This is a genomic window from Vreelandella titanicae BH1 (assembly GCF_000336575.1).
GTDB lineage: Bacteria > Pseudomonadota > Gammaproteobacteria > Pseudomonadales > Halomonadaceae > Vreelandella > Vreelandella titanicae.
This window is the reverse complement of the sequence record NZ_AOPO01000009.1, coordinates 63143-87968: the sequence shown is the minus strand read 5'-3', so window position 1 is coordinate 87968 and position 24826 is coordinate 63143. Positions and strand designations below refer to the sequence as shown.

The 24826-nt window shown below is 53.8% G+C and carries 24 protein-coding genes and 1 riboswitch; of the genes, 9 read left to right on the top strand and 15 right to left on the bottom strand.

Annotated elements, in window-relative coordinates; genetic code table 11:
• Positions 1 to 28 precede the first annotated feature (28 nt).
• The 3 genes from HALTITAN_RS16045 to pgi all read right to left on the bottom strand — a co-directional run bounded on the left by HALTITAN_RS16045 (position 29) and on the right by pgi (position 6045).
• Complete coding sequence (locus HALTITAN_RS16045; RefSeq protein WP_009287736.1) at positions 29 to 1996, bottom strand: methyl-accepting chemotaxis protein; 1968 nt, start codon at positions 1994 to 1996, stop codon at positions 29 to 31.
• 125 nt (positions 1997 to 2121) lie between these two features.
• Positions 2122 to 4017 carry a DNA topoisomerase IV subunit B gene (gene parE / locus HALTITAN_RS16040; RefSeq protein WP_009287735.1) on the bottom strand — a complete coding sequence of 632 codons (1896 nt, stop codon included), beginning with the start codon at positions 4015 to 4017 and terminating at the stop codon, positions 2122 to 2124.
• A gap of 345 nt (positions 4018 to 4362) precedes the next feature.
• On the bottom strand, positions 4363 to 6045 hold the full coding sequence (pgi, locus tag HALTITAN_RS16035; RefSeq protein WP_009287734.1) for a glucose-6-phosphate isomerase: 1683 nt from the start codon (positions 6043 to 6045) through the stop codon (positions 4363 to 4365).
• 159 nt (positions 6046 to 6204) lie between these two features.
• On the opposite strand from pgi, the gene cmoA reads away from it, so the two are divergent.
• From cmoA to HALTITAN_RS16010, 5 genes are all read left to right on the top strand, one after another.
• Positions 6205 to 6948, top strand: a complete 744-nt coding sequence (gene cmoA, locus HALTITAN_RS16030; RefSeq protein ID WP_022524005.1) for a carboxy-S-adenosyl-L-methionine synthase CmoA — start codon at positions 6205 to 6207, stop codon at positions 6946 to 6948.
• Between the two features lie 2 nt (positions 6949 to 6950).
• Positions 6951 to 7979: a tRNA 5-methoxyuridine(34)/uridine 5-oxyacetic acid(34) synthase CmoB gene (gene cmoB / locus HALTITAN_RS16025; protein ID WP_039859752.1), complete on the top strand. Its 1029-nt coding sequence runs from the start codon at positions 6951 to 6953 to the stop codon at positions 7977 to 7979.
• A 130-nt stretch (positions 7980 to 8109) separates the two neighbouring features.
• Positions 8110 to 8213: riboswitch (TPP riboswitch) on the top strand.
• 57 nt (positions 8214 to 8270) lie between these two features.
• Complete coding sequence (locus HALTITAN_RS16020) at positions 8271 to 8834, top strand: NUDIX hydrolase (protein WP_022524007.1); 564 nt, start codon at positions 8271 to 8273, stop codon at positions 8832 to 8834.
• A 63-nt stretch (positions 8835 to 8897) separates the two neighbouring features.
• On the top strand, positions 8898 to 9869 hold the full coding sequence (locus HALTITAN_RS16015; RefSeq protein ID WP_201764697.1) for a thymidylate synthase: 972 nt from the start codon (positions 8898 to 8900) through the stop codon (positions 9867 to 9869).
• A 43-nt stretch (positions 9870 to 9912) separates the two neighbouring features.
• The gene (locus HALTITAN_RS16010; RefSeq protein WP_009287731.1) at positions 9913 to 10647 is read left to right on the top strand and encodes a class I SAM-dependent methyltransferase; all 735 of its coding nucleotides are present in this window, start codon (positions 9913 to 9915) and stop codon (positions 10645 to 10647) included.
• A gap of 149 nt (positions 10648 to 10796) precedes the next feature.
• Here HALTITAN_RS16010 and HALTITAN_RS16005 read toward each other — a convergent pair whose 3' ends face one another.
• The 4 genes from HALTITAN_RS16005 to HALTITAN_RS15990 form a co-directional block, all read right to left on the bottom strand.
• Positions 10797 to 11471 carry a zinc metallopeptidase gene (locus HALTITAN_RS16005; protein WP_009287730.1) on the bottom strand — a complete coding sequence of 225 codons (675 nt, stop codon included), beginning with the start codon at positions 11469 to 11471 and terminating at the stop codon, positions 10797 to 10799.
• Between the two features lie 84 nt (positions 11472 to 11555).
• Entirely contained in the window at positions 11556 to 12584 is a 1029-nt protein-coding gene (locus HALTITAN_RS16000; RefSeq protein ID WP_101148379.1) for an App1 family protein phosphatidate phosphatase, read from the bottom strand.
• Positions 12585 to 12673: 89 nt separating this feature from the next.
• The gene (locus HALTITAN_RS15995; RefSeq protein WP_027959031.1) at positions 12674 to 13237 is read right to left on the bottom strand and encodes a type 1 glutamine amidotransferase domain-containing protein; all 564 of its coding nucleotides are present in this window, start codon (positions 13235 to 13237) and stop codon (positions 12674 to 12676) included.
• A gap of 109 nt (positions 13238 to 13346) precedes the next feature.
• Entirely contained in the window at positions 13347 to 14234 is an 888-nt protein-coding gene (locus HALTITAN_RS15990; RefSeq protein ID WP_027959030.1) for a helix-turn-helix transcriptional regulator, read from the bottom strand.
• 171 nt (positions 14235 to 14405) lie between these two features.
• On the opposite strand from HALTITAN_RS15990, the gene HALTITAN_RS15985 reads away from it, so the two are divergent.
• The 3 genes from HALTITAN_RS15985 (at position 14406) to HALTITAN_RS15975 (ending at position 16713) form a co-directional block, all read left to right on the top strand.
• Positions 14406 to 15110: an ABC transporter permease gene (locus tag HALTITAN_RS15985; RefSeq protein WP_009287726.1), complete on the top strand. Its 705-nt coding sequence runs from the start codon at positions 14406 to 14408 to the stop codon at positions 15108 to 15110.
• Positions 15107 to 15838 (top strand): ATP-binding cassette domain-containing protein, encoded by a 732-nt coding sequence (locus tag HALTITAN_RS15980; protein WP_039859750.1) that lies wholly within the window; start codon positions 15107 to 15109, stop codon positions 15836 to 15838. Before HALTITAN_RS15985 ends, HALTITAN_RS15980 begins: the two co-directional genes overlap by 4 nt.
• A 65-nt stretch (positions 15839 to 15903) precedes the next feature.
• Positions 15904 to 16713, top strand: a complete 810-nt coding sequence (locus HALTITAN_RS15975; RefSeq protein ID WP_039859749.1) for an ABC transporter substrate-binding protein — start codon at positions 15904 to 15906, stop codon at positions 16711 to 16713.
• A gap of 195 nt (positions 16714 to 16908) precedes the next feature.
• Here the strand turns inward: HALTITAN_RS15975 and cysN are convergent, their stop codons facing one another.
• The 6 genes from cysN to HALTITAN_RS15945 all read right to left on the bottom strand — a co-directional run bounded on the left by cysN (position 16909) and on the right by HALTITAN_RS15945 (position 22190).
• Entirely contained in the window at positions 16909 to 18351 is a 1443-nt protein-coding gene (gene cysN, locus HALTITAN_RS15970) for a sulfate adenylyltransferase subunit CysN (protein WP_009287724.1), read from the bottom strand.
• Positions 18351 to 19349, bottom strand: coding sequence for a sulfate adenylyltransferase subunit CysD (cysD, locus tag HALTITAN_RS15965; protein ID WP_009287723.1), 999 nt, complete (start codon positions 19347 to 19349; stop codon positions 18351 to 18353). The genes cysN and cysD overlap by 1 nt, the downstream gene beginning before the upstream one ends.
• A gap of 176 nt (positions 19350 to 19525) precedes the next feature.
• The gene (locus HALTITAN_RS15960) at positions 19526 to 20290 is read right to left on the bottom strand and encodes a phosphodiesterase (protein WP_039859747.1); all 765 of its coding nucleotides are present in this window, start codon (positions 20288 to 20290) and stop codon (positions 19526 to 19528) included.
• The gene (locus HALTITAN_RS15955) at positions 20290 to 20736 is read right to left on the bottom strand and encodes a DUF1249 domain-containing protein (protein WP_022524019.1); all 447 of its coding nucleotides are present in this window, start codon (positions 20734 to 20736) and stop codon (positions 20290 to 20292) included. The genes HALTITAN_RS15960 and HALTITAN_RS15955 overlap by 1 nt, the downstream gene beginning before the upstream one ends.
• Before the next feature lie 2 nt (positions 20737 to 20738).
• Positions 20739 to 21458 carry an NUDIX domain-containing protein gene (locus tag HALTITAN_RS15950; RefSeq protein ID WP_009287721.1) on the bottom strand — a complete coding sequence of 240 codons (720 nt, stop codon included), beginning with the start codon at positions 21456 to 21458 and terminating at the stop codon, positions 20739 to 20741.
• A 72-nt stretch (positions 21459 to 21530) separates the two neighbouring features.
• Positions 21531 to 22190 (bottom strand): tetratricopeptide repeat protein, encoded by a 660-nt coding sequence (locus tag HALTITAN_RS15945; protein WP_027959025.1) that lies wholly within the window; start codon positions 22188 to 22190, stop codon positions 21531 to 21533.
• Between the two features lie 172 nt (positions 22191 to 22362).
• On the opposite strand from HALTITAN_RS15945, the gene greB reads away from it, so the two are divergent.
• On the top strand, positions 22363 to 22893 hold the full coding sequence (gene greB, locus HALTITAN_RS15940; RefSeq protein WP_009287719.1) for a transcription elongation factor GreB: 531 nt from the start codon (positions 22363 to 22365) through the stop codon (positions 22891 to 22893).
• Between the two features lie 28 nt (positions 22894 to 22921).
• Here greB and HALTITAN_RS15935 read toward each other — a convergent pair whose 3' ends face one another.
• Together HALTITAN_RS15935 and HALTITAN_RS15930 are read right to left on the bottom strand one after the other, a co-directional pair.
• The gene (locus HALTITAN_RS15935) at positions 22922 to 23650 is read right to left on the bottom strand and encodes an SIMPL domain-containing protein (protein ID WP_022524022.1); all 729 of its coding nucleotides are present in this window, start codon (positions 23648 to 23650) and stop codon (positions 22922 to 22924) included.
• Between the two features lie 130 nt (positions 23651 to 23780).
• Complete coding sequence (locus HALTITAN_RS15930) at positions 23781 to 24803, bottom strand: zinc-binding alcohol dehydrogenase family protein (protein ID WP_009287717.1); 1023 nt, start codon at positions 24801 to 24803, stop codon at positions 23781 to 23783.
• Positions 24804 to 24826 lie beyond the last annotated feature (23 nt).

Sequence of the window (24826 nt, the reverse complement as noted above, 5' to 3'; positions counted from 1 at the left end):
CGGACACGCGGCCACTTAACATGGCTCGCTATGTTAATTGATACCTTTCGTTTGATGCATTGGATAGCGCTGCCGTAGATGACGCTTCTTGAGAACTACCGTGAAACTCGTCTAACAGCCCTTTTAAGCGCTGAGCCTGTAATGACAGCTCATTGGCAGCACTCGCCGCTTCGCTAACCAACCCGGCATTTTGCTGCGTCACCGTATCCATTTGCGTGACCGCCCGGTTGATCTCATCAATACCGTTGGTCTGCTCGCCAGACGCTTGGCTGATTTCGCTAATACGTGCAGTAACCTCTTCAATCGCCACCACGATATCTTTCATGGCGGATTCAGCTGCTTGAGCATAGCCACTACCGGTGGCAATCTGCTCTGAGGTGGTTTTAATCAGCCCATTAATGTTTCTGGCAGAAGCAGCGCTACGCGACGCCAGCTCACGTACTTCGCTGGCCACTACGGCAAAGCCACGCCCATGTTCACCGGCTCGCGCCGCCTCTACAGAGGCATTTAACGCTAAAATATTGGTTTGGAAGGCAATGTTTTCAATCACATCGACTATCGAAGAGACCTCAGTAGAGCTTGCGTTGATAGCCTCCATGGATTGCGCCAGCCGTGATACCTGCTCTCCACCTTGTTTCACTTTTTCTGCTGACTCTTTCGCTCGCTGATCCGCCTCTTGAGCGTTGTCAGCATTGCGCTTCACCGTAGCGGCCATCTCTTCCATCGTAGAAGAAGTCTCTTGCAGAGAAGCCGCTTGCTGCTCAGTGCGGCTAGAAAGCTCGGTATTGCCCGCGGCAATTTCCGTCGATTCACTGGCAATGGCATCCGCTACGCCACGCACATCACCAAACAGGCGCTGCAACTTCTCCGCGTAGCGATTCACAGCACCGCGTAGCTCGCCGATTTCATCATCGCGATAAATGGTCAGTTCACGACTGGAACCGCCCTGGCCCAGTTGATCAATCTGCCCAGTAGTGCTGCGAATCTGACGTAACAAGATACGCCCACCCCACCAGCCTAGCGCGAGCAGCAGCGCCAACAGCGGTAAAATAAACATCAATAAATCACGCGTTAAGGTGCGCGCCAAGGCCGTTACCTGTTCGCTAGGCGTTACCAAGCCGAGTGTCCAGCCAGTGTCTGGCATATCAAACAAACGCACTGCCGCAGGCTCGTCCAATACGCCCGCACTTTCTACATTGGCCTCATCACGGCCAGCCTCAACGGCCTCTACAACGGGCTGAAGCCAAGGCATATCCCCCACTAAATCGCCCAGGCCGCGCATTTCATCCGACGCCTGCTCAACGCCCGGTAGGTCAATCACGTTGTGATCTTTATCCAGTACAAAGGCATAGCCGCCCGTTCCACCACCATTTTCGGCGAGAAACTCAGCAACACCGTTTAACTGCATATCAATGGTGGCCACACCGGCAAAGTCATTATTGAGGTAATAAGGCACACTACAGGTCACCATCGCGACACCGGTCGCCGGATCGCGATAAGCAGCAGACCAAACACACTGCCCAGGGGTCGCATCACGAGCACTGCTGTACCATGCCTCATCATGATAGGCGGCAATATCGCTTGCGTTATAGTCATCCAAAAACTCCAGCTCGCCCTGGGCGTTGCGTGCCCAGAAAAAGCTAAAGCGCTCGACACCTGAGGAAAATGCGCCGGGCTCCGGCCAAATACCGCCGCCCGCCACCGTTGCATTGCCGTTGTCATCAACGACATTAGGCAAGGCTTCAAGGTAAATGGCTTCTTCACGCGGCAGCGATTCGGCCAAAGCCGCCAAGCTCGATGTATTGCCTTCGACCCGGGCTAATTGACCATTGAGCGCATTGACAATCGAGCCCCCCGTACGCTCTATCAATGACTGGCTCGCATCGATAACCAACGGCTGACCTCGCCACGCCATTACGCCGTAAATGCTGGCCGCCATCAGAAGCATGAGTACGAATGCAGACAGCGTTAACTGTCGAGATATCGTGTTAAACAAAAGCCTTCCCCTTATGTATGAATGTACGTTTATTACGTCTTTTTAGTATGTAAGCTCTACATCCAACTATCGGCTAAAGTACGCGTTACTGTAACAACGGCTTGTTAACGCTTGTCTGCTTTTACCTACACTTCGATATCGGCAAGATTGCCGTAATCTTCCAGCCATTTTTTGCGATCACCGGCACGCTTCTTGGCCAGCAGCATATCCATCATTTCCATGGTGCCGTCGCCGACGGTCAACGTCAGTTGCACAAGGCGACGGGTTTCCGTCGACATGGTGGTTTCACGTAGCTGTAGCGGGCTCATCTCACCCAGACCTTTAAAGCGCTGCACATTAGGTGTGCCACGCTTATTGGCCAGTTGCTTGAGAATGGCGGCTTTTTCGCTCTCATCCAGGGCGTAGTGCACTTCTTTACCCAGATCGATACGGTAAAGAGGTGGCATGGCGACATACACATGGCCTGCGTCTACCAGGCTCGGAAAATGGCGTACAAACAGCGCGCACAGTAGCGTGGCAATGTGCAAGCCATCGGAGTCGGCATCGGCGAGAATACAGATCTTGTGATAGCGCAGCTTTTCCAGATCGGCGCTGCCGGGGTCAGCGCCAATGGCGACGGCGATATCGTGCACCTCCTGGGAACCGTAGATATCGTGGGTTTCCACTTCCCAGGTATTCAGGATCTTACCGCGCAGGGGCAGTATCGCCTGGGTCTCGCGGTTACGCGCCTGCTTGGCACTGCCGCCAGCGGAGTCCCCTTCGACCAAAAACAGCTCACTCTGGGCAGGGTCTTGGCCGGAGCAGTCCGCTAGCTTACCGGGCAAGGCCGGGCCGGACGTGACCTTTTTACGGGCGACTTTTTTGGCTTTTTTCTGGCGATTTTGCGCCGCGCTGATGACCAGCTCGGCAATCGCTTCGGCTTGATCCACATGGTGGTTCAGCCATAGCGAGAAAGCATCTTTAACCACGCCGGAAACAAAACCGGCAATCGTGCGCGATGACAGCCGCTCTTTGGTTTGCCCGGCAAACTGCGGGTCGAGCATCTTCACTGAGAGCACAAAGGAGGTGCGCTCCCAAAGGTCATCAGCGGTGAGTTTGATGCCGCGGGGCAACAAGTTGCGGTATTCGCAGAATTCCCGCAGCGCGTCCAGCAGCCCGGAACGAAAGCCGTTTACATGGGTACCGCCCTGAGGGGTGGGAATAAGGTTAACGTAGCTCTCCAGCAGCGCTTCGCCGCCTTCTGGTAGCCATTGAATCGCCCAATCGACACCGTGCTCGTCGTCATTGAAGTGGCCTACAAAAGGCTCCTTGGGCAGTACTTCATAACCATCGGTGGCTTCAACTAAGTAGTCGCGCAAACCATCGGCGAACTCCCACTCTGTGGAAGTGCCGTCAGGTTCTACCAGCGTGACTTTCAAGCCGGGACACAGCACCGCTTTGGCACGCAGCAGGTGTTTCAACCGGGTTAGCGCTAACTTGGGGCTATCGAAGTAGCTCTCATCCGGCCAGAAACGCACCAAAGTGCCACTTGCCCGCTTGGGGGCTTTACCAATTTCATGCAGCTCTTCGACTTTCTCACCGAACTCGAAGGCCATGGCATGGCGTGCCCCATCCCGGGTAACTTCGACATCCAACCGGCGCGATAGCGCATTAACCACCGAGACACCTACCCCGTGTAGGCCGCCGGAGAAGCGGTAGCTAGTGGAGGAGAATTTGCCACCCGAGTGCAATTTGGTAAATATCAGTTCAACGCCCGAAACACCGTGTTCAGGGTGTAGGTCGATGGGCATACCACGGCCATTATCCTGCACCTCAATCCCGCCGTCGCTATGCAGCACGACGTTAATCATGGTGGCGTGGCCCGCTAGCGCTTCATCGACGCTGTTATCAATCACTTCTTGAGCAAGGTGGTTGGGGCGTGTGGTGTCGGTATACATACCGGGACGCTTACGTACCGGCTCGAGGCCCGACAGGACTTCGATGGAACTCGCGCCGTACTGAGAGGCATCAAACTGGGTCATGTAACGTCGGTTCCCTGAAAAATCGTACTGGCAGCCATATCAAATGCTGAAAAGTGTCATTGCCGACTTGCAAAGAGGCACAGGATAGCGGAAAAGCAAAAAGCTGTATATCTAGCCATGCTTATCAATGGCAAAGCGGAAAGGGCTTCCCCGTCGATAAGTCTACGAGGGGGCGCTGTAACCCCATCCCTGGGCGCTACATTTGCCATCTGCCCGCCATGGACGGCGGAAATGCCGGAATTGTATGGAACATATTCCGGCCATGGCAAATGACCCCCTCTACGACTTATCCACGGCGCCCTTTCTGTATGTGCTCACAATATACTAGCGACAAAATTGCACCGCTCACTCCTGCTCAGCCGCCCAAAATGCTTCAATCAATCCCTTACTGGAAGCATCCATCCGCGATAGATCTCCCTCATGGTCGATAATTTTTTGGGTATCCGTGGCAATCTGTTTGCCTAGCTCAACGCCCCACTGATCGAACGGGTTGATATCCCAAATCACCGCCTGAACAAAGACTTTGTGCTCGTAAAGGGCGATAAGCGAACCCAGGGTCGCTGGAGTGAGCTGGTCAAGCAGCACCGTCGTCGAGGGCTGGTTACCCCGATAACGCTTGTGCTCTGGCCGTGGGCCGTCGTCTTCCAAAGCGTCATCACCAAGCATTAATACGCGGGACTGCGCAAAACAGTTGGCCAGTGCCAGGCGATGCTGGGTTTTAAGGTGGCGGCGGGTATCTGGATCTTCCACCTCATCGTAGCGCTTGAGCGGCGCGATAAAATCACACACCACCGGTTGAGTGCCCTGATGCAATAGCTGATAAAACGCATGCTGGGCGTTGGGGCCAAGCTGCCCCCAGAGCACAGGGCAGGTGGAGTAGTTAATCGGCTGGCCTTGACGGGTAACCGACTTGCCGTTGGACTCCATCTCAAGCTGTTCAAGATAGGCGGCGAAATACTCCAAGCGCCCATCGTAGGGCAGAATGGAGTGCGCACGGATATCCAGGAAGTTGACATTCCAGATTCCCGCTAACGCCAGCAGCACGGGCAGGTTCTCCGCCATTTCTGCCTCAGCAAAATGGCGATCCATGGCGTGCGCACCGGCTAAAAACTCGCGGAAATTCGCCATCCCAACCACCAGCGCAATGGGTAAACCAATGGTGCCCCATAGCGAGTAGCGCCCGCCTACCCACTCCCAGAAGGTTAATTGATGATCGTCAGCAATGCCCCACTCGGTCATTTTCTCAGGGCTCGCCGACACACCAATAAAGTGCTGACGCACCACCAACTCAGCGCTAATCGGCGTCGCACCATGCTGGGTCAAGCGGCTAAGTAACCACTCCCGTGCGGTGTTAGCGTTGGAAAGTGTATCAATGGTGGTGAACGACTTGGATGACAACACAAAGATAGTGGTTTCAGGATTCAACCGGCTCAGATAGTCCGCTAACTGGGAGCCATCCATGGTGGAGGCAAAATGCACCTCAACCGGATGAATATCTTTGGGTCGGAAATCTGCCAAGGCATGGGTGACCATTAGTGGGCCTAGATCTGAACCGCCAACACCCAGGTTAACCACATGCCGAATCGGCTTGCCGGTGGCACCACGCCACTGCCCTGCGTGCAGCCGGCTGACCAAGCGCTCCATTTGGGCAAGGCTTTCATGCACGGCAGCGACGATATCTTCCCCCTCAACCTCAAGCGTCGCATCGGCGGGTAAACGCAGCGCCGTATGTAACGCCGGGCGGTTTTCGCTGACGTTCACTCGCTTACCGCTCAACAGCGCCTCAATGGCAGAGGGTACGCCCGCTTCACTGGCCAGCGTAAACAGATGCTCGAGCGTATCGTCATCCCAGCGCTGCTTGGAAAGATCCAGCGTCAAGCCCGCCACCTGGCGAGTAAAGCTCTCCCACCGGGAAGGCTCGGTGCCAAACAGCGTTTTCAAGTGAACGTGCTGCAGCGTTTCAGCGTGATGCTTTAACGTCTGCCATGCCGGTAACGTATCGGGTGTAGCGCTTGATGCTGAGGCCATTTAGCTTCTCCAGTGGCGTCGATCCTTGCAGCGGGGTTCATTAAACAGGTTAATAACCTTAAACAGGGCTGTTCTAAACGAGTCTGTGCTAGACAGGCCTGTTCTAGTCAATTAAGGGCGCGTAAACTAGCACGCCTTTTCCATGATCCCGGCTTGCCCATGAGTGATGCATCTTACCGTGACGCTATCTTTTCGACACCCCTTGACCGAGTCGCGCGGTTCTCTTTCGACGAAAAGGTGGTCGCTTGCTTTCCTGACATGATCCGCCGATCGGTACCCGGCTACGGGCAAATTCTCGGCATGTTGAGCTTAATTGCCCAGCGCCACCTGCGCCATGGCGCCCATGTCTATGATTTGGGCTGCTCTCTGGGCGCTTCCGGCCTTGCGCTGGCAGGGGCGCTGGCGCCTGACGCCTTTCGCTATACGGGCGTTGACCTATCGCCCGCCATGGTCGCCCAGGCTCGGCAAACCTTTGCTGACGAGTGCCCAGCGTACGCTATGCAGGTCGAAGAAGCCGACATTCGTACCCTCGAGTATGCATCTTCGGGCATGATCATTCTCAATTTTACCCTACAGTTTCTACCCGCCGCCGACCGCGATGCACTACTGGCGCGGCTTTATGCAGCGCTGGAACCCGGCGGCGTGCTGATTCTCTCGGAGAAAACCGTCGACGCCGACGAGCGCGACAACGCCTGGCGGGTAGAACGCTACCACGATTTCAAGCGCGCCAATGGCTACAGTGATCTGGAAATCAGCCAGAAGCGCACCGCTCTTGAGAACGTACTGGTGCCGGATACCCTCGATGCACTTCATGGTCGTTTGAAACAAGCAGGTTTTCCACGTTCGATGACCTGGTTCCAGTACCTTAACTTTGCCTCGCTGATTGCGTTTAAGGAGGGTTAAAGGTGGCGCCACTACCCGACGATCATCGCGCAATTTATCAGGCGTTTTTAGATCAAGCCACGCTTGATGCCTCGCTAACGCCCTGGCTAGCGAAGCTACCCGAGCAGTTAGCTCACGGGCTTGACCGTAACCGCCACGGCGATTTATCCGCCTGGGAAAAAGCCGTGGCCAAGCTTCCGGCGCTGCCCGCTGAGCGGCGCGTGGATTTAAACAGCGACACCGTCAGCGTTGATCTCGATCTTAGCGATAGCCAGCAGCGCCAGTGTTTTAACCTGCTAAGAAAACTCGCCCCCTGGCGAAAGGGCCCTTTTCAACTGGGTGGCATTCATATTGATACCGAGTGGCGCTCGGACTGGAAGTGGCAGAGAGTGGCTCCCCACTTGGCGCCGCTAAAATACCGTAAGGTACTCGACGTGGGGGGTGGCAGCGGTTACCACGCCTGGCGGATGGCTGGGGCAGGGGCTGCTTTCGTATTAGTAATTGACCCTTCGCCGCGCTTCTACTGGCAATTTCAGGCGGTACGCCACTTCGTCGGCGATACCGATGACGGCAGAACGCAGTTTTTACCAGTGGGTATAGAAGATGTGCCGGAGAACCTGGGCTTTTTCGATACGGTATTTTCCATGGGCGTGCTCTACCATCGCCCTGCCCCGTTGGAACATCTTCAGCAGCTAAAAGCCGCGTTAGTTCCGGGCGGCGAGCTGGTGCTAGAAACCCTGGTAGTCGAAGGCGACGAGCAGACCGTATTTGTGCCCGGCGAACGTTACGCCGCCATGCCCAACGTCTACTTCCTGCCCTCTTCTCAAGCACTCTGCCACTGGCTGGAGCGCTGCGGCTTTACCAACGTGCGCGTGGTCGATGAAGCCGTTACCACGTTAGACGAGCAGCGCTCGACGGAGTGGATGACCTACCAATCGTTGGCTGATTTTCTCGACCCCAACGACCGCACCCGCACCATTGAAGGCTACCCTGCACCGCGGCGGGCGGTGATTTTGGCGAATAAGCCGGGCCAATTAGCCGTTAGCCGTTAGCCGTTAGCCGTTAGCCGTTAGCCGTTAGCCAAGTGTGCGAAGAAGGTGTCAAAACCGCCCGGCGTCCGCCAAGCCGCCGCATTGAATTGCCCCCCAAATATTGACTTATACTAAAACTCATAGTAACAGTAACTTTTCCGAGGGGTGCCTGTTATTCAGGCTGAGATGGAGTTATCCAAACCCTTTGAACCTGATCCGGCTGATACCGGCGTAGGAACGGACATAAACCATATATGAACCTGTTTTGACACCTACGCCTGTATTATCCGAATCTCAATGCAGGAGTGTATCGTGTCGCAAGGTAACTCAACGCCCGCTAACGCATCTACGCTCAGTAGTACCTCCCCTTTTAACACGTCTGATAAAAACCGCCTGAACTCCGTACTTGCCAAGCCACGCTTGGCAGCAATCGCCGTAACTCTGCGTAATAATGAAGTTCTCCTCGTCCAACGCAGTAAAGAACCTCAACGGGGCACTTGGGGCTTCCCCGGAGGATCAGTGGAACCGGGAGAAAGCCTACATTGTGCAGCAAAGCGCGAATTAATGGAGGAAACCGGTATCACAGCATTGGTAGGACCGTTAATTGATGTAGTAGAAGTAATCGGATATGACCCAGAGGGAAGTCACCACCACTTCGCCTTGGTTGCCCTTTTATGTCACTACGTTGATGGCGAGCTACGGCCTGGTGATGATGCTGCGGACTGCCGCTGGGCGAAAGTTATAAACGGAAAACTCAACTTCAATGAAGCCTTAGCTGATCACGTCGCAGATACTGTCGTGAAAGCCTTTAATTTGCACAGTTTGATCGTCAAAGAAAAATCAAACGCGATTCACAGCTCCAATTCAGCTTTTTAAACTACTCGCCATCATTCGTATCAGCAAAATACGCCTCTTTGTCCACCGAAAGAGATGAATATAATGATGCACAAACATTATACGAATTTCACCAGCCTCTACAGAGATACACTGCATAAAATCTGCTTTGAATATGAATATGTTAACTCACCTAGAGGAAATAAAGAGCGAGAACTCATTGGCTTCAATATCCGACTCGACAATCCTCCTGATCGTTTTTGTCTAAGCAAAATACGCAAACAAAATATTGTTTTTAATTATGCAGAAGCGTTATGGTATTTATCAGGTAAAAACGACTTAGCATTTATTTCCTGGTACGCCCCTTCAATGCAACGCTACAGCCCAGATGGTATAAGCTTACCTGGTACTGGTTACGGAGCTCGTCTTAAAAACTTTGGTGCAGACACGCTCGATCAAATCGAACGAGTGATTGATATCCTTAAAAATGACGATCCCGACAGTAAGCGCGCTGTCCTTCAAATATTTAGTGCGGAAGAAGATCTTTATCGACGCAATATCGACGTTTCATGTACCTTGGGTCTTCAGTTGCTACTCCGCGAAGAAAAGTTGAACATGGTCAGCTATATGCGTGCAAATGATGCCTACGTTGGCATGCTGAACGATATTTTCTCTTTTACTTTCTTGCAAGAGTATATTGCTGCCCGCATAGGCTGCAAAATCGGTCACTACACACATCAAGTTGGTTCTATTCACGTCTATGAAAGCACACATGAGCGTGCGCTTGAACTTTTGAATAGTAATGAAACTATACCCCAGCTAGGCACAGTACCTTTAATGCCAATTGGCACCTCCCCGACGACCATACGCAAACTATTGGAATATGAGTCAGAGATCCGTAGCGGCTTGTTGACGTTTAATGATATGGCTAATCTTAACCTAACGACGTATTGGCGAGATGTGCTGATGTTGTTCTGGATCTATCGCCAAATCAAGATAGGGAATGCGCTGCCTCAAAAGGCGTTAGAGATAATTAACCCCTACTATCAACCGTTTCTTATTAATCGCTGGGGATAGTACAAGCATTCATACATGAGCAAATATTAGGGGATTTATTTTTATGAATACTAATTGGACTGAACAAAATATCGCCGAGCTTTTTGACGCTTATGATGATTGGGTGGAGAATGCTTTTGGCTATCAACCACTCATCGCGGAGTTAACCTGCTCTTATGGCAAGGGAATTAGTGTATTGGACTACGGCTGTGGCAGCGGCAAAGTGTCCAGAAGATTAAGAGACGACGGATTCGACTATGTCACCGGTGTTGACATCTCTCCAACAATGATTGAAAAAGCAATATCCGCAGGCACTAACCGTCTTCGCTTTGAGCAAATCCATGGTCCAAATTTGCCATTTCCTGATAACAGTTTTGAAGCTGTCATTAGTTGTTTTCTGTTTATTAACATTCCCGAAAGACGTGAACTAGTACGCATCACTACGGAAGTAATGCGCGTACTTAAACCTGGCGGCTCCTATTACATCCTCGACACTCATCCTCAAACCACCGGAGTCGATTATCCGACCTACCGCAATGGAGAGCATGGTATTTCCTATCAAGACGGAGATAATCGCCCAGTCTACCTCACGATACCGGGAAGGCAGCAACCATTAGAGATTGTCGACAAACAATGGGGTTTATCCACATATCGAAATACATTCGCCGCAGCGGGGCTTTCACTAACCACAGAGCGTAATCTACCATTTGACAATTCGCAGTTGCCAGTTCATACGAGTGAATTCCGCACTCTACAGGACACAAAACCCTATATTCTACTGCGCGCCACAAAGCAATAAAGACAGACAATAGGTATTAACTAAGTGCCTATGCAAAAGTAAATCAGGTATAAATATCTAGTAAGCTACTGATTTTTTTATAACCTTTAATGCACGAAAAATTATGCATAGACACTTAGTGGCACTGAAAACACAGCTTCAATACACGCTCACCGCCGCAAAATCACCAGCCAGCGCCCCAGGTTCATAACACTGGCCAGCGAGGCGGCCACGTAGGTAAACGCGCAGGCGGTGAGTACGTGCCGGGCACCGGGCATATCGTAAGGCGGGACGTACTCTTTCAAGAGCGGCAGCGCCCGGTTAAAGCTGGCATCAAACTCAACTGGCAGGGTCACAAAATGCACCAGCGCCGCGGTGCCAAAGCTGATCACCGCCATGGCAATTACAATGGCTAAACCACCCGGCAGACGCGTCAATAAAAACAGAAAAGGTGCAGCCATCATCAGTACAGCGCCGAGTTTCTCAGCTTTTTGGGCAACGCCGACTAAGCGGCTACGCGCCAGTAGCGGCGCGTAACCCTGGTGATGCTGAATGGCGTGCCCTACTTCATGGGCAGCCACCGTGACGGCCGTTAGCGAACGCCCATCGTAGTTATCCGGTGAAAGACGTACGCAGCGGGTTTCTGGGTCATAATGGTCACCATACTCAGTGCGCTCAACGCTTGCGCCCTCAATCCCCAGTCGGCGCAGCAAATGATCGGCAAGCTCTGCACCCGTGCCCGGGTAATCGTCACGGCCGCGGGTATGGCGTTTAAGTACCCACTTGGCCCAAACATTGGGGAGCACAAATACTGCCAGCGCAAAAATGATCAGCACAACAACCATGGCAGCCCCTATCTACAAATAACCGTCGTTAAACACACTTCTTCGTAGCGTACTTTTACCATGGGGACTGACTTGGCAACAGCGTTATGCGGGATCGTTGCGGTGCTCCTCAACTTCGCGCTGTACTGCCGCTAAGCCGTGGGCAGAGATATCGCCCTGGGCGTGGGCGTGTTCGGCAATCAGCACGCTATCTGCGGCGAGCACTAAATCACACTGGGTGCCGGCCAACTCATCCCGCAACCGCTGGATCGCCTGCTCGCGCCTGGGGTTTTTATCCACTTGACGAATATAAATCGCTTTAATCCGATCTGGGTAGGCTTTCACTATCTCGGTATACACTTCTGGATCGTGTTGACCGCTATCGCCAATGAGAATACACGGCATATCATTATAAAGCGTCAACATACGGTCGATCAGTTCGCGCTTATGCTCTTCTGCACGGCGCGGCCAAGGCTTGCGCAAAGAGATGCCCCATTCGCGTAAAAAGATAATCGGCCCAACGGGGATGCGGTTGATCTGAAAAAAGGTTTCGAGCATTTCGTATATCGCCCAAGGGCCACGGGATACATACAAAATGGGCCGCTCAGCGCGTTCACTAACGCCACGATGTAAAGCTTGATAAAGCGGCGCAACACCGGGGAAAGCGGTGCGGCGATGAGGTTTTTTAACAAATAAGCGATAAAGCATTTTGAGCTTTTCCGCCACCCCGGTAAACATAACGGTATCATCAATATCACTGATGATCAGCAAATCCGCCTCTGACGGAGGTACATAAACTTCTACGTGAGTACGTACCGGCGTCTGCCCCGAGCAATGCACTAAAATATCGGCGCGGTGCCAGGAGACATCAATGGGCAGGGTGTGACTAATCGGTAAGTGGACGTCGAAATAGCCATCTCGATCCGTGCCGACGCAGAGCTTATTTTCGCCGATGTGAATTTCTACCTGCGCATCGGCCAGCCCCCGGCGTAAAACGCGCCGTGCCACGTCCGCAGTATCGCGTAGCATGCCATGGCGAGGAATGGCTCGACCTAGTGCGGCTTGGCGAAACACCCGGCCCATGACAAAAACTTCACGTTGGGAACCATAGCCGCGGTAAGGATGAACCACCATTCCGCCGCGGCTACTGTCTCCTTTGATAGGTTTGGCAATAACGTGGACAAGCCTTTTGATAAAGCTTGTCCACTGACGCAATACGCTCATCAAGCGTGTTGACCGGAGTGACGCCCTTCCTGCAGCTCTTCGAGTAACTTGGCGTTAAAGGCATCCAAGTCCTTCGGCGTACGGCTGGTCACAAGACCGCTGTCCACAACAACTGGCTCATCGACCCACTCAACGCCGGCATTGCGTAAATCTTGCGCGACGCTGTGTACCGAGGTCATGCGGCGGCCTTCAACCACGCCCGCATTAATTAAAATCCACGGCGCATGGCAAATAGCAGCAACAGGCTTACCTGCCTGGAAAAACCCTCTTACGAAACTCAACGCATCGTCGTTGATGCGCAGTTCATCGGGGTTGAATAAACCACCCGGCAGTACCAAGGCGTGGTAGTCAGACTCACTGGCATCAGCAAGGGCTTTATCGGCTTCATAGGTGTCGCCCCAGTCGGTTTCCGCCCAAGCGCGGACTCCTTTACCGTCGGGGGTGACCACATGAACCTCAACACCCTCTTTCTGTAAGGCGGCGCGCGGTACGCTCAGCTCAGACTCTTCAAAACCAGCTGCGGCTAAAATAGCAACACGCTTACCGTTTAGTGCTTGTTTCATCATGCTCTCCTTTTCGTGATGATTTGCGTTAGTAACGCCCCACTAGTGTGGCGTATATTGAATCAGGGTCAAGCTCTCCTACTGACGCCGCAGGTTAGCGAATAGCGCGCTAGGCGTTATGCACAATCCTTCCTAGTTCAGCAATATCATAACCTCCTAACTGTGTTGCCCTCTCGGCAAAACGCGCTTGATGAGCAAACGCCAACAGGCGCTGTATTGAAGGTTCGAAATAACTGCGCCGCTGCATAATTAAATCAAACGGCTCATCGCAAAGTGTAACGAAGCCAAGGTGCTGGCGATGGGCGGCGGCTTCAACCCCCAGCCCAACATCTGCCTCACCCTGCCCAATGCTAAGCGCCAAATCATCTTCACTTAAGGAGGCATGGGGCGCCCAGTTGATCGCCGAGCTTTCAATGCCTGCTTGTTGTAGCAAACAGTGCAGCAACCGTGCTGCTCCAGCGTCGGGCTGGCGATGCGCCACGCGGATCCCGGGCCGTTTTAAATCATTTAGCCCAGAGATGCTCATCGGGTTGCCAGCGGGTAAAAGCAGCCCTTGGCGGCGCTTTGCCCAGTGCACTATCAACAGATCACGCATGCCGCTTAAGCCGAGCGCGCTGGGTTCGTTATAGCGCTGAGTAGAAGCATCCAGCAGATGAATGCCCGCCAACATCGCCTTGCCGTCAAGCAACCGCCGCACGCCGTCGCCACTGCCTTGGCAGAGCATCGCCAAATCAGAGCCGCTTTCCCGAATAGCCCACTCCAACAGTGGATCCTGGCTACCGGCTGCTACTAGCGGCACTGATAAACGCTGCGCCTGATCGCCTTCTAAATGGTTCAGCACCCATAAATCGATCTGTTGGCGGGGAAACAGCAACTTTCCCGTTACCCGACTACAGGGAATCTGGCCTTGGCGCACCAAGTCATACACCTTGCGCTCTTTTAAACGCAAATAGTCAGCGACTTCTGCGGTGGTCAGGTAAGTATGTGGTTCAGACATCGCAAGGTAGCCTCGCTGGGTAAAATGCAAACCTCTTTTGTATTTTAACTGCATATGACTGCATAAATTTCAGGACGCAGTGCATTAAGTCATTTTTCGATACATCATGCCAATTCTCAGATAACAGTTTTCCTACAACAGCTCTTCATACAAAAGTGAAACCGACGCTCAATGCTCACCAGTGATAATGCTTTTAGTACTGCTCTCACCCTGATCCTGAGTATGGATAGCGCGCTAATCTCCATCGTGATGCTCTCGCTGCAGGTATCGCTGATGGCGGTATTGATTGCCAGCCTGATAGCCCTGCCCTTAGGCGCTGCTCTGGCGCTATGGCGCTTTCCTGGACGTAACGTCGTGATTGTCGCCCTCAATGCCTTGATGGGCTTACCGCCAGTCGTGGCAGGGCTTTGTGTCTACCTACTGCTTTCGCGCGCAGGCCCACTGGGTGAATGGGGGCTGCTGTTTACGCCAACAGCGATGGTGATAGCCCAAGTGATTCTGGTACTACCCATTATTGCCGCCCTCACCCGCCAGCAGGTTGAAGCGCTTCACGGAGAGTATGCCGAGCAGTTGAACTCACTGGGGCTAACGCGCCTACGCATGATCCCCACCCTGCTATGGGACGCACGCTTTGGGCTGTTAACGGTGATCCTGGCAGGCTTTGGCCGCGCCAGCGCCGAAGTGGGCGCAGTGATGATTGTGGGCGGGAACATCGACGGCGTCACCCGCGTGATGACCACCAGCATTGTGTTGGAAACCAGCAAGGGCAACCTGCCTATGGCCCTTGGCTTAGGGATCATTCTGCTCGCCCTGGTCACCATGATTAACGCGATTGCCCACATAATCGGCGAAACGGCGAAAAGGCGGCTGGGATGAACGCACATCATACGCCCCCCGTCGCCACCCTTGAGCTCGACAGCGTGAGCTTTATCCATCGCGGCCATACCCTGCTTAGTCCCACATCGATGCGCCTTGCAGGCTGCCAGCGAACGCTAATAATGGGGCCGAACGGTGCGGGCAAAAGCCTATTAATGCGTCTAGCTCACGGCCTACTAACGCCCTCCAGCGGTTCGGTTCGCTGGCAAGGGGTTCAGCCCGCGCAAGCCATGGTTTTCCAACGCCCTGTGCTGTTACGCCGCTCAGCGCTGGATAACCTGACCTATGTGCTAGCCATCAATAAAGTGGCGCGACCAGAACTGAAAGCGTTACCTCGAAAAACCCAGGCGATGAGTGCCCTTGAGAAGTTTGGCTTAGCACACCTAGCCAAACGGCCTGCGCGGGTGCTTTCCGGTGGCGAGCAGCAGCGTTTAGCGTTGGCACGGGCCTGGCTGCTCAATCCCCAAGTTCTGTTTTTAGACGAACCCACCTCGGCGCTCGACCCCGCCGCCATCAAGGCCGTTGAAGATGCCGTACTGGAGTTTCATCACAGCGGTACACGTATCGTTATGACCACTCACGACTTGCACCAAGCACATCGCTTAGCCAATGACGTGGTGTTTTTGCACAACGGCGAACTACTTGAACACACCCCTGCCCGCGACTTTTTTACCGCCCCCACCTCACCTGAGGCGGGGGCGTTTATTCGCGGCGAGTTGGTCTGGTAGCTCCAATATAAGTGAGCCCTAGGATTGAAGAAAAACGATTTATGAAAAGCGATCAAGGAGCAAAAATGAACAAAACTACCGCACTTATCACCGCTGGCACCCTAGGGCTGACCTTCAGCGCTACGCTGATGGCGGCCGATGACTACATTACCCTGGCCTCCACGACCTCTACCGAAAACTCTGGCCTGTTTGACGCCATCATCCCCGCATTCAGCGAAGAGACCGGGATTGATGTGCACGTGGTCGCCGTGGGCACCGGCCAGGCATTTGAAATTGGTCGCCGTGGCGATGCGGATAGCCTGCTGGTTCACGACACCGCAGGTGAAGAAAAGTTTGTGGCCGATGGCTACGCCACAGAACGCTTGAATGTGATGTACAACGATTTCGTAATCGTCGGCCCGAGCGATGACCCTGCGGGCATCCGTGACAGCGAAACCGTCATCGATGCCATGCAGCGTATTGCCGAGAGCGAGTCCCCCTTTGCTTCACGTGGGGACGATAGCGGCACCAACCGCGCGGAATTGCGCTTGTGGGAAGATGCCGGGGTCACGCCACAGGGCGAGTGGTACCGCGAGCTGGGCAGCGGCATGGGCCCTACGTTGAATACCGCCGCGGGCATGGACGCCTATACGTTTACCGATCGCGCCACCTGGGTCGCCTTTGACAACCCACAAGACCTCACCTTGCTGTTTGAAGGCGATGAAGCGCTATTCAATCAGTATGGCAGCCTATTGCTCTCGGCAGAGCGTCACCCGCATTTGAAGCACGACCTCGCCGCCCAGTGGCACGAGTGGCTGGTTTCTGAACAGGGCCAGCAAGCGATTGCGGATTTTGAGGTAGATGGTCAGCAGCTGTTTTTCCCTAACGCTGAGTAAATCTAATCACCTACCGCCATTGCGAGTAGCTTGCGACGAAGCAATCTCATACCGGCGATGGCACTAACTTTGAGATTGCCGCGCTGCGCTCGCAATGACAAAAGCAAGATTGCCGCGTCGCTTCGCTCCTCGCAATGAGATAAGGAGAACTCCTCGCACGGATGTGAGGAGGCTCATGACCGGAGCTTATGCCGGTTAGCGGCTGAATAAACCGCTGATATCTTTCGCTTCCCAGTGAGGGAAATGCTTACGCACCAGGGCATTCAAATCACGCTCAAAGTCGGCCCAATCGGTGGCGTTTGAAGCATTGCCTGGGGCGCTGGCGGTACCGCGGATCATACCGGCGCCTACGGTCACGTTGGTCAGCCGATCAATGATGATAAAGCTACCGGTACCGGGGCTGGTGCGGTAATCATCCACGGGAATAGCAGCTGTCAGTTCCACGTCGCAGCGGGCAATCGCATTTAGCCCCAGCGAGTGAGTGGCATGCTTCTCCAGAGTATTGACGTCGATTTGGTAATCAATCGCACTGATCTGACCGGAAAGATCGCGGGTCGCCAGTTTGAAATCGTAGAGCTTACCTGGCGTTAACGCCTCTTCCTGCATCCAAACAATATCGGCTTTAAAGGTGTTGGAGAGCGGCAGTTCGCTATCCGCTGCCACCAGCCAGTCGCCACGGGAGATATCGATTTCATCTTCCAGAGTCACAGTGATCGCCTGACCTGGATAAGCGGCCGCAAGATCACCATCAAAAGTGACAATCCGTGCAACCCGCGACGTTTTACCCGATGGAAGTGCCTTAACGGCTTGACCAGGACGTAATACACCCGCGGCTAAAGTGCCGCAGTAACCGCGAAAATCAAGGTTCGGGCGGTTAACGTACTGAACCGGTAAACGCAGATCGCTGAGGTTCTGGTCGCGGGTAATCTCGACACTCTCTAATAGCTCGATCAGTGTTTCCCCCTGGTAAGCATCGCTAAAATACCAGGGCGTTTGTTCGCTGCGATTGACCACGTTGTCGCCATTCAGGGCCGACATCGGTACAAAGCGAATGTCAGGTGCTTGCAGATTGGTGGCAAAGGCTCGGTACTCATCGACTATCTCGTTAAAGCGCTGCTCGGAGAAGTCCACTAGATCCATCTTATTGACCGCAATCACCAGGTGCTGAATACCTAGCAGGTCGGCAATAAAGCTATGGCGGCGAGTCTGGGTCTGCACACCGTAGCGGGCATCGATCAGGATAATCGCCAGGCTGGCGGTTGATGCCCCCGTGGCCATATTGCGGGTGTACTGCTCATGCCCAGGCGTATCGGCGATAATAAACTTGCGCTTATCGGTAGAGAAAAAGCGGTACGCCACATCGATGGTAATGCCCTGCTCACGCTCTGACTGCAGCCCATCCACCAACAGCGCCAGATCAACGGTATCACCAGTAGTACCACTGGTTTTAGAAGCCTGAGTGATCGCCGCCAGTTGATCTTCAAAGATCATTTTCGAGTCGTGAAGCAGACGGCCAATCAGCGTCGATTTGCCGTCGTCTACGCTACCGCAGGTGATAAAACGCAGCAGGTCTTTGTTTTCGTGCTCGTGCAGGTACTGCTCGATATTATCGGCGATTAAATTAGATTGGTGAGACATCAGAAGTACCCCTCGCGCTTTTTCTTCTCCATCGAACCCACCTGATCGCGATCGATGGCGCGGCCACTGCGTTCACTGGTTCGGGTCAGCAGCATCTCTTGAATAATTTCCGGAAGCGTCGCGGCTTCGGATTCCACCGCGCCGGTTAGCGGGTAGCAGCCAAGCGTTCGAAACCGTACCGACTTCATTTCCGGCACTTCGCCAGGTGCTAACGGCATACGGTCGTCATCGACCATAACTTGCATACCGTCGCGCTCGACTATGGGCCGCTTGGCCGAGTAGTAGAGCGGCACGATGGGAATCGACTCTAAGTAGATGTATTGCCAGATATCCAGCTCGGTCCAGTTAGAGAGTGGGAACACGCGGATCGATTCACCTTTATTGACCTTGGCGTTATATACGTTCCAAAGCTCAGGGCGCTGGTTCTTGGGATCCCAACGGTGATACTTATCGCGGAACGAGTAGACGCGCTCTTTGGCACGCGAGGCTTCTTCATCACGACGCGCGCCACCAAAGGCCGCATCAAACCCATACTTATCCAGCGCCTGCTTGAGCGCCTGGGTTTTCATGATATCGGTGTATTTGGCGCTGCCGTGGTCGAACGGGTTGATATTGGCTGCCCGCCCCTCTTCGTTGGTGTGCACGATCAGTTCCATACCCGCCTCTTCAGCCATGCGGTTACGGAACTCGATCATTTCGCGAAACTTCCACGTGGTGTCCACGTGCATCAGCGGGAATGGCGGTGTACCGGGGTAAAAAGCTTTGCGCGCCAAGTGCAGCATTACCGACGAATCTTTACCGATGGAGTACATCATCACCGGGTTGGCGAACTCAGCGGCAACTTCACGGATGATATGGATAGACTCGGCTTCTAATTGCTTGAGGTGGGTCAAGCGCGCGGCATCAGGGGCATTAAAAGCCTCCCCCTGCGTCGCTGAAGATGAAGAACGCGTCTCTGAAGACCGCTCTTTTGACGACAATGTAGACAATTGGGTCATGGCCCCTTACCTCACAAGAACAAGCTCGTCACACAAGCTAAAATCAGCGTACGTTATAGATAAATGTACGTTCGAATGTGAGTAGGGTAACGCCGAGCCGGTAATAACCCAAAAGAATTAATAACTATCTTTTTATTCCTAAAAAACCTATCTAGAAATAAGAGAGCAATTAACGTCTAATCAATGCGCTCTACCCAGCTCTGCCACTCGCTTCCCTGGGCATCGCTATACGCCAAATCGATAACCCGATAGCCAGGGCGGGAAGCTTCATCAATGGCAAACTGCTCGGCACCGGGCAGAAACTGATCGGCCATCGCCGGGCAGCCATAAACATCAATAGTGGCCTCACCTATGCCTCTACCTGTGCCTAAAATATGATGCTCGGCGTAGGCTTGGTGCGCGTGACCAAACAGGATGATCTTGACGTGCGGGTGTTTACTTAGCAGTTGCCAAAATGCGTCGCGATCTTGTAGGCCAATGGCATCCATCCACACCGCGCCGACGTCCACCGGCGGGTGGTGCATGGCTATCAGCGTGGGCCGGTCATCGTTCTCTAACTGTTCAGCGAGCTTAGCTAGCCGCTCGCTTCCCAGTTCACCGTGGGGTTTGCCCTCCACCTGGGTATTGAGCAACAGGATGCGCCACGAATCCAAGTTCACTTGTTCAACCATCGGCCGCTCGGCCGCCATGAACTCGGGCTGATCGTGATTACCCGGCAGCCAGTACCAGGGGCAAGGCAACTGCTCCAGCGCCTGCATCGCCAAGGCGTAGGAAGCGGCCGATTCATCCTGGCTAATATCACCAGTAAACAGCACGATATCGGGCTTTTCGGCGACAACGGCATTCAACACCTGCTGAAACTGCCGCCAGGGTATGCCCGCCCGGGAACGCGCTTCGATATCCGCATAGAGATGGGCGTCGGTAATTTGCACCACACGCATTAGGGCATCTCCGGCACGTCGACCGTGTGACCGTGAGCAAGGCCATGAGCCAGCCACTCGCCCAAGAAGCGGTTGAGTTGAAGCTTCTCATCCGGCTGATGCATCCGGGCATTGGGGTAGCGGTAGCGGCCACTAAAGTGGCGCTCGCGCTGAAAGTCGGTCACTTCCGCCATGCGTACATCGTGATAAAGATGTACGCGCATACGCGGCCCTTCCAAAACGGTATCTAGTGGGCCGGTCTGAGAAACATTCACCATGGTGGTGTAAGGCGCCTGCTCTTGAATATACAGATGCAGATCACCGAAATGCTGTTTATCACCGCGCAAGGCAATATCGCGGCGCTGGCCGGCCTCCATATCGCCCACCAGGCGCACCAAACGTAAATAGTTGGCGCTGCACTCCCCTTGGAGCGATTTTAAATCGGTGACATAGGCCGTTCTCGCCATGTTCACTCCTCGTCGGTTTCGCTTTGCGTCAAAGCGCGCTGCGAGGCAGCACGCAGTGAGGCTCGCTGACTATTCAGCCAATGTAGACCAATTAAACACATGGCGTTGTCGAGTCGCCCCTTCTCTAAGAGCTCCCAAGCGTTAGCGAAAGGCATGACGTGAACACGAATATCCTCATGCTCTTCATCTAGGCCATGAATCCCACCTAATCCTTGGGTATCTACCAAACCACAAAATAGTGTCACTTGCTCGCTGCAGGCGCCAGGGCTGGGATAATACGTGTGAAGTTTGGTCAGTTGGGCCACTTTACAACCGGCCTCCTCCCACGCCTCGCGACGCGCCACATCTTCCAGCGATTCGTCTTTTTCGACCAAACCGGCCACGAGCTCGAGCTTCCAGGGAGAAACGGAATCATCAATGGCGCCGGCACGAAACTGCTCAATGAGCACCAATGAGTCGCGCTCAGGGTCGTAGAGCAGCACACCCACTGCATCAAAGCGATTATGCACTTCACGACGCATGGGTTCGCTCCAACCGCCTTCAAACAGCCGGTGACGAAGCTCTAAGGCTTCCAGGCGGAAAAACCCCTGGTGTAGCGTCTCCCGCTTAAGCAGCTCAACATCATCGCGCTTTAAGTCGGGAACGCTAAGAGCCGTGTTTTTAAAAGGAGGGCGCTGAAAATTAGGATTCTGAACAGCATCGTGCTTGGAGTTGGACGCCATGAGGCACTCCCGGTGGTGATAATCGATCTATTATCAATGCTTGCCACCGGGAATGCCAATTCAGCGGGGGATTTACAGCTGCTTAAGCAGCGCTTCGGCATCACGGCGTAGCGCTTCATCGGAGACTTGCCGGTTGTCTCGAGCGGTGCCGTTAACCGCTCGCTGGGCGTGCTCGCGAGCGGCCTGCTCATTGCCCTCTTCTTTCAAAAAGGCAGCGTAGTAGTAGTTCACATCGATGCCGTCTGGGCGGATCTCCAAGGCACGCTGGAACATGCGTTCAGCGGTATCACTATTGCCAAAACCGAGTGGCCGTCCCGGAGCGCGATCGTAAAGCGCACCTAGCGTGACGTAGGCGGAACCATTCAACCCCTGAGGATCTATTTCAATCGCCTTTTCTAACGCGTCACGCGCATCACCTGCGATTCCTAATGCGCCTAAACCACCGCGCTCACGGGCATAAGAAGCCAGAACTATTCCCTGCCAAACAAGTACATCAGCTTCATCGCTGTACTGCTCGGCCAACTGCTCCGCTTCACCTGCCAATGCCTTTAACGTGCTCTCGCGCTCGTTGGCGGGCATCTCAGTCACGGTATGCTCCCACCTGTTTTTAAGCGAAAACAGCTCGCCTTCAAAGGCAGAGGCGGTTAGCGGAGACAGCATCAGCGCGCTGCCAATAGCGGCGGCGATTAATGAGCGCGGTAAAAACATACGTGGAAAAGAGTGAGTTCGCATACATGCTCCTAACATTATTGTTGTCCTACTTAGACCCACCAATGACGGGCCTCTAGCCCAATATAGCAAAAAATGTAACGAACGTTTGAATGATTTACCAGTAGCATGCTGCTTGGTTGCTTCGCGCAATTAACGTAAGGTGGGTAGCTCGAAACACGATGGGGAATAGGTAATGAAAGGCCGCAACATGACCCGCTGGCGCGATCCAGCCAAAGATCCGCGTCAAGCCCCTAAGAGCAATCTGATTACCCCAGAAGGGGCGGCTCGCTTGCGCGCTATCTTGGATCACCTATCGCGGGTTAAACGCCCGGATATTTCAGCAAAAGTCGGCGAAGCAGCCGCCCAGGGCGACCGCAGTGAAAACGCCGATTACACCTATAACAAGAAAGAGCTGAACCGCGTTATCGCCCGGATTACTTACCTGACGAAACGCTTGGACGAACTGCAAATCGTAGACCGCCTGCCAGCCGATACCAGCAAGGTGTTTTTCGGCGCTTATGTAAGCCTGGAGGATGAAAGTGGCGGTGAGGTGCATCTCAGGATCGTTGGCCACGATGAAATCGACACCAAAAAGCGCTGGATCAGTATCGATGCACCTATGGCTAAAGCACTGCTCGGTAAACAGGTGGGTGATGAAGCAAAAGTGCTCACGCCTAACGGTGATACGTTTTATACCATCACCGCCATTGATTACACTGGCTAATCCCTGCGCCATTAACGCCGCCTAGGGCCTAATCTTGTAAGGAGTAGTCCACCGTGGTGACAACGCGAACACGTTTGGTTTGCGGCGTGTAGCTGTCCAAGTCCTCGATGGAGAAGTAGCCCTGGGTCGCCTGACGAATCTGGCCCACTTGGCTACCGGAATCTTCGGCAAACTGCTGTGCGGCGTTACGCGCATCCGCAGTGGCCGCCGCAATCATTTCAGGCTTGATCGCATCAAGTCCGGTAAATAGAAACTCCGTGCGGTATTCGTAGCTAGGCGAGAGCAGTACGCCCTCTCGAACCAGTGAAGTCGCATTGGGGATTGCCTCGATCACGCCCTCAACATCGGGGGAGCGCAGTAGCAGTGTTGCTTCGGCGCGATAGCGCTCATCCGGGCGCTGACCACCGTACTGATTGCTATATTGGTCGGTAATCCGCGGCGGAGTGGAGCTAACATGCTCTGATGCAAACCCCTGGGCCTCCAGAAAATCGCGAATTGCCTGCTCGTCACTGGACAACTGCTGCTCAAGGTCACTCAAGCTATTAGCGCTGACACTGTAATTGAACGGCCACAGCACCAAATCTGCCGGCACTTCTCGCTCGGCTAAGCCACGCACCGTGACGCTACGCGACGACTGCTGCCACACTTCTGCGGCGCCCTTGATATAACTACCGCTCCATACCAGCCCTAGCGCCAGCAGCCCGCCCAGCAGAACGGCACTTCCCAGTACCGCCGTATTTCGAATATTTCCCGCCATTGCTGCCACTCCTATTCACTACCGTTAAATTAACGACTACTTATTTGCATCATAGTCCTTAACGATAGACCTTACCGGTAAATTCGTCGGCGGCTGAATGTGGCAAGTTTGAGGATACGATGCAGAAGTGTTAATGATCAATCGATATCATGGCCTTGATAACCTGATTAGCGGGGTCACACCACTGGGGCATCTGGGCAGGCACGTCAGCAAGGTAAGCACGGTGGGTAATCATTGCTTCAGCATTGATGTCCCCACTATCCATCAGTGACACCACACTATCAAAGTCTTCCCGAGTGGCATTACGGCTGCCGATCAAGGTCAACTCTTTCTTGTGGAAATCAGGATCACTGAAGGTAATATCTGCTTTGACTATACTCACCAGAACATAGCAACCGCCATGCCCCACCAGATCGAACCCAGCCTCCATAGCACGAGGGCTCCCTGTGGCATCAAACACCACATCTGCTAACGCACCGCCATTTAGCTTGCTGATCTGTGCAGCCACTTCCACTTCCTGAGGGTTCGCCACCGCATCGGCACCCAGTACGTCACGGCAAAAAGCCAGACGTGATGGATTGGTATCCACCATCAAGGTACGCGCCCCCTGGCTTTTAGCGACCTGGAGTACGCCCATACCAATAGGCCCCGCACCCACGATGACGGCTAATTCATCCGCTTGTAGCACGCTACGCCTTACAGCGTGAGCACCAATTGCCATGCACTCCACCAGGGCCAATTGATCGATGCTAAGGGTTTCAGATACCACTAAGTGAGTGGTAGGTACGGTCAGGTACTCCGCCATGCCACCATCTTGATGTACGCCAATAACCTGCATGTTCTGGCAGCAGTTGGTTTTATGCTGCTGGCAGGCACGGCATTCACCACAATGCAGGTAGGGTATGACATAAACCTGCTTGCCCAGTAAGTGCTGGTCATGGTCATCAGCGACTTCGACTATCTCACCGGCAAGCTCATGGCCTAACACCCTGGGATATTCAAAATAGGGTTGATTGCCACCATATGCATGAATATCCGTTCCGCAGATACCGATACGGCGTATCCGTACCACGGCATGCCCAGAGGCACACTCTGGCTTAGAAGCGTGACGCAGCTCCAGATGTTGCGGCTTTGAACAGATAAGCACTTCCATAAGCGCGCTTCTCCTCGTTATGT

What these genes read in the sequence shown, in the direction of transcription:
- parE (WP_009287735.1), bottom strand. Translation starts at nt 4,017, where the DNA reads ATGACCCAGTTTGATGCCTCTCAGTACGGCGCGAGTTCCATCGAAGTC.
- pgi (WP_009287734.1), bottom strand. Translation starts at nt 6,045, where the DNA reads ATGGCCTCAGCATCAAGCGCTACACCCGATACGTTACCGGCATGGCAG.
- cmoA (WP_022524005.1), top strand. Translation starts at nt 6,205, where the DNA reads ATGAGTGATGCATCTTACCGTGACGCTATCTTTTCGACACCCCTTGAC.
- HALTITAN_RS16015 (WP_201764697.1), top strand. Translation starts at nt 8,898, where the DNA reads ATGATGCACAAACATTATACGAATTTCACCAGCCTCTACAGAGATACA.
- HALTITAN_RS16010 (WP_009287731.1), top strand. Translation starts at nt 9,913, where the DNA reads ATGAATACTAATTGGACTGAACAAAATATCGCCGAGCTTTTTGACGCT.
- HALTITAN_RS16005 (WP_009287730.1), bottom strand. Translation starts at nt 11,471, where the DNA reads ATGGTTGTTGTGCTGATCATTTTTGCGCTGGCAGTATTTGTGCTCCCC.
- HALTITAN_RS16000 (WP_101148379.1), bottom strand. Translation starts at nt 12,584, where the DNA reads ATGGTGGTTCATCCTTACCGCGGCTATGGTTCCCAACGTGAAGTTTTT.
- HALTITAN_RS15995 (WP_027959031.1), bottom strand. Translation starts at nt 13,237, where the DNA reads ATGAAACAAGCACTAAACGGTAAGCGTGTTGCTATTTTAGCCGCAGCT.
- HALTITAN_RS15990 (WP_027959030.1), bottom strand. Translation starts at nt 14,234, where the DNA reads ATGTCTGAACCACATACTTACCTGACCACCGCAGAAGTCGCTGACTAT.
- HALTITAN_RS15985 (WP_009287726.1), top strand. Translation starts at nt 14,406, where the DNA reads ATGCTCACCAGTGATAATGCTTTTAGTACTGCTCTCACCCTGATCCTG.
- HALTITAN_RS15980 (WP_039859750.1), top strand. Translation starts at nt 15,107, where the DNA reads ATGAACGCACATCATACGCCCCCCGTCGCCACCCTTGAGCTCGACAGC.
- HALTITAN_RS15975 (WP_039859749.1), top strand. Translation starts at nt 15,904, where the DNA reads ATGAACAAAACTACCGCACTTATCACCGCTGGCACCCTAGGGCTGACC.
- cysN (WP_009287724.1), bottom strand. Translation starts at nt 18,351, where the DNA reads ATGTCTCACCAATCTAATTTAATCGCCGATAATATCGAGCAGTACCTG.
- cysD (WP_009287723.1), bottom strand. Translation starts at nt 19,349, where the DNA reads ATGACCCAATTGTCTACATTGTCGTCAAAAGAGCGGTCTTCAGAGACG.
- HALTITAN_RS15960 (WP_039859747.1), bottom strand. Translation starts at nt 20,290, where the DNA reads ATGCGTGTGGTGCAAATTACCGACGCCCATCTCTATGCGGATATCGAA.
- HALTITAN_RS15955 (WP_022524019.1), bottom strand. Translation starts at nt 20,736, where the DNA reads ATGGCGAGAACGGCCTATGTCACCGATTTAAAATCGCTCCAAGGGGAG.
- HALTITAN_RS15950 (WP_009287721.1), bottom strand. Translation starts at nt 21,458, where the DNA reads ATGGCGTCCAACTCCAAGCACGATGCTGTTCAGAATCCTAATTTTCAG.
- HALTITAN_RS15945 (WP_027959025.1), bottom strand. Translation starts at nt 22,190, where the DNA reads ATGCGAACTCACTCTTTTCCACGTATGTTTTTACCGCGCTCATTAATC.
- greB (WP_009287719.1), top strand. Translation starts at nt 22,363, where the DNA reads ATGAAAGGCCGCAACATGACCCGCTGGCGCGATCCAGCCAAAGATCCG.
- HALTITAN_RS15935 (WP_022524022.1), bottom strand. Translation starts at nt 23,650, where the DNA reads ATGGCGGGAAATATTCGAAATACGGCGGTACTGGGAAGTGCCGTTCTG.
- HALTITAN_RS15930 (WP_009287717.1), bottom strand. Translation starts at nt 24,803, where the DNA reads ATGGAAGTGCTTATCTGTTCAAAGCCGCAACATCTGGAGCTGCGTCAC.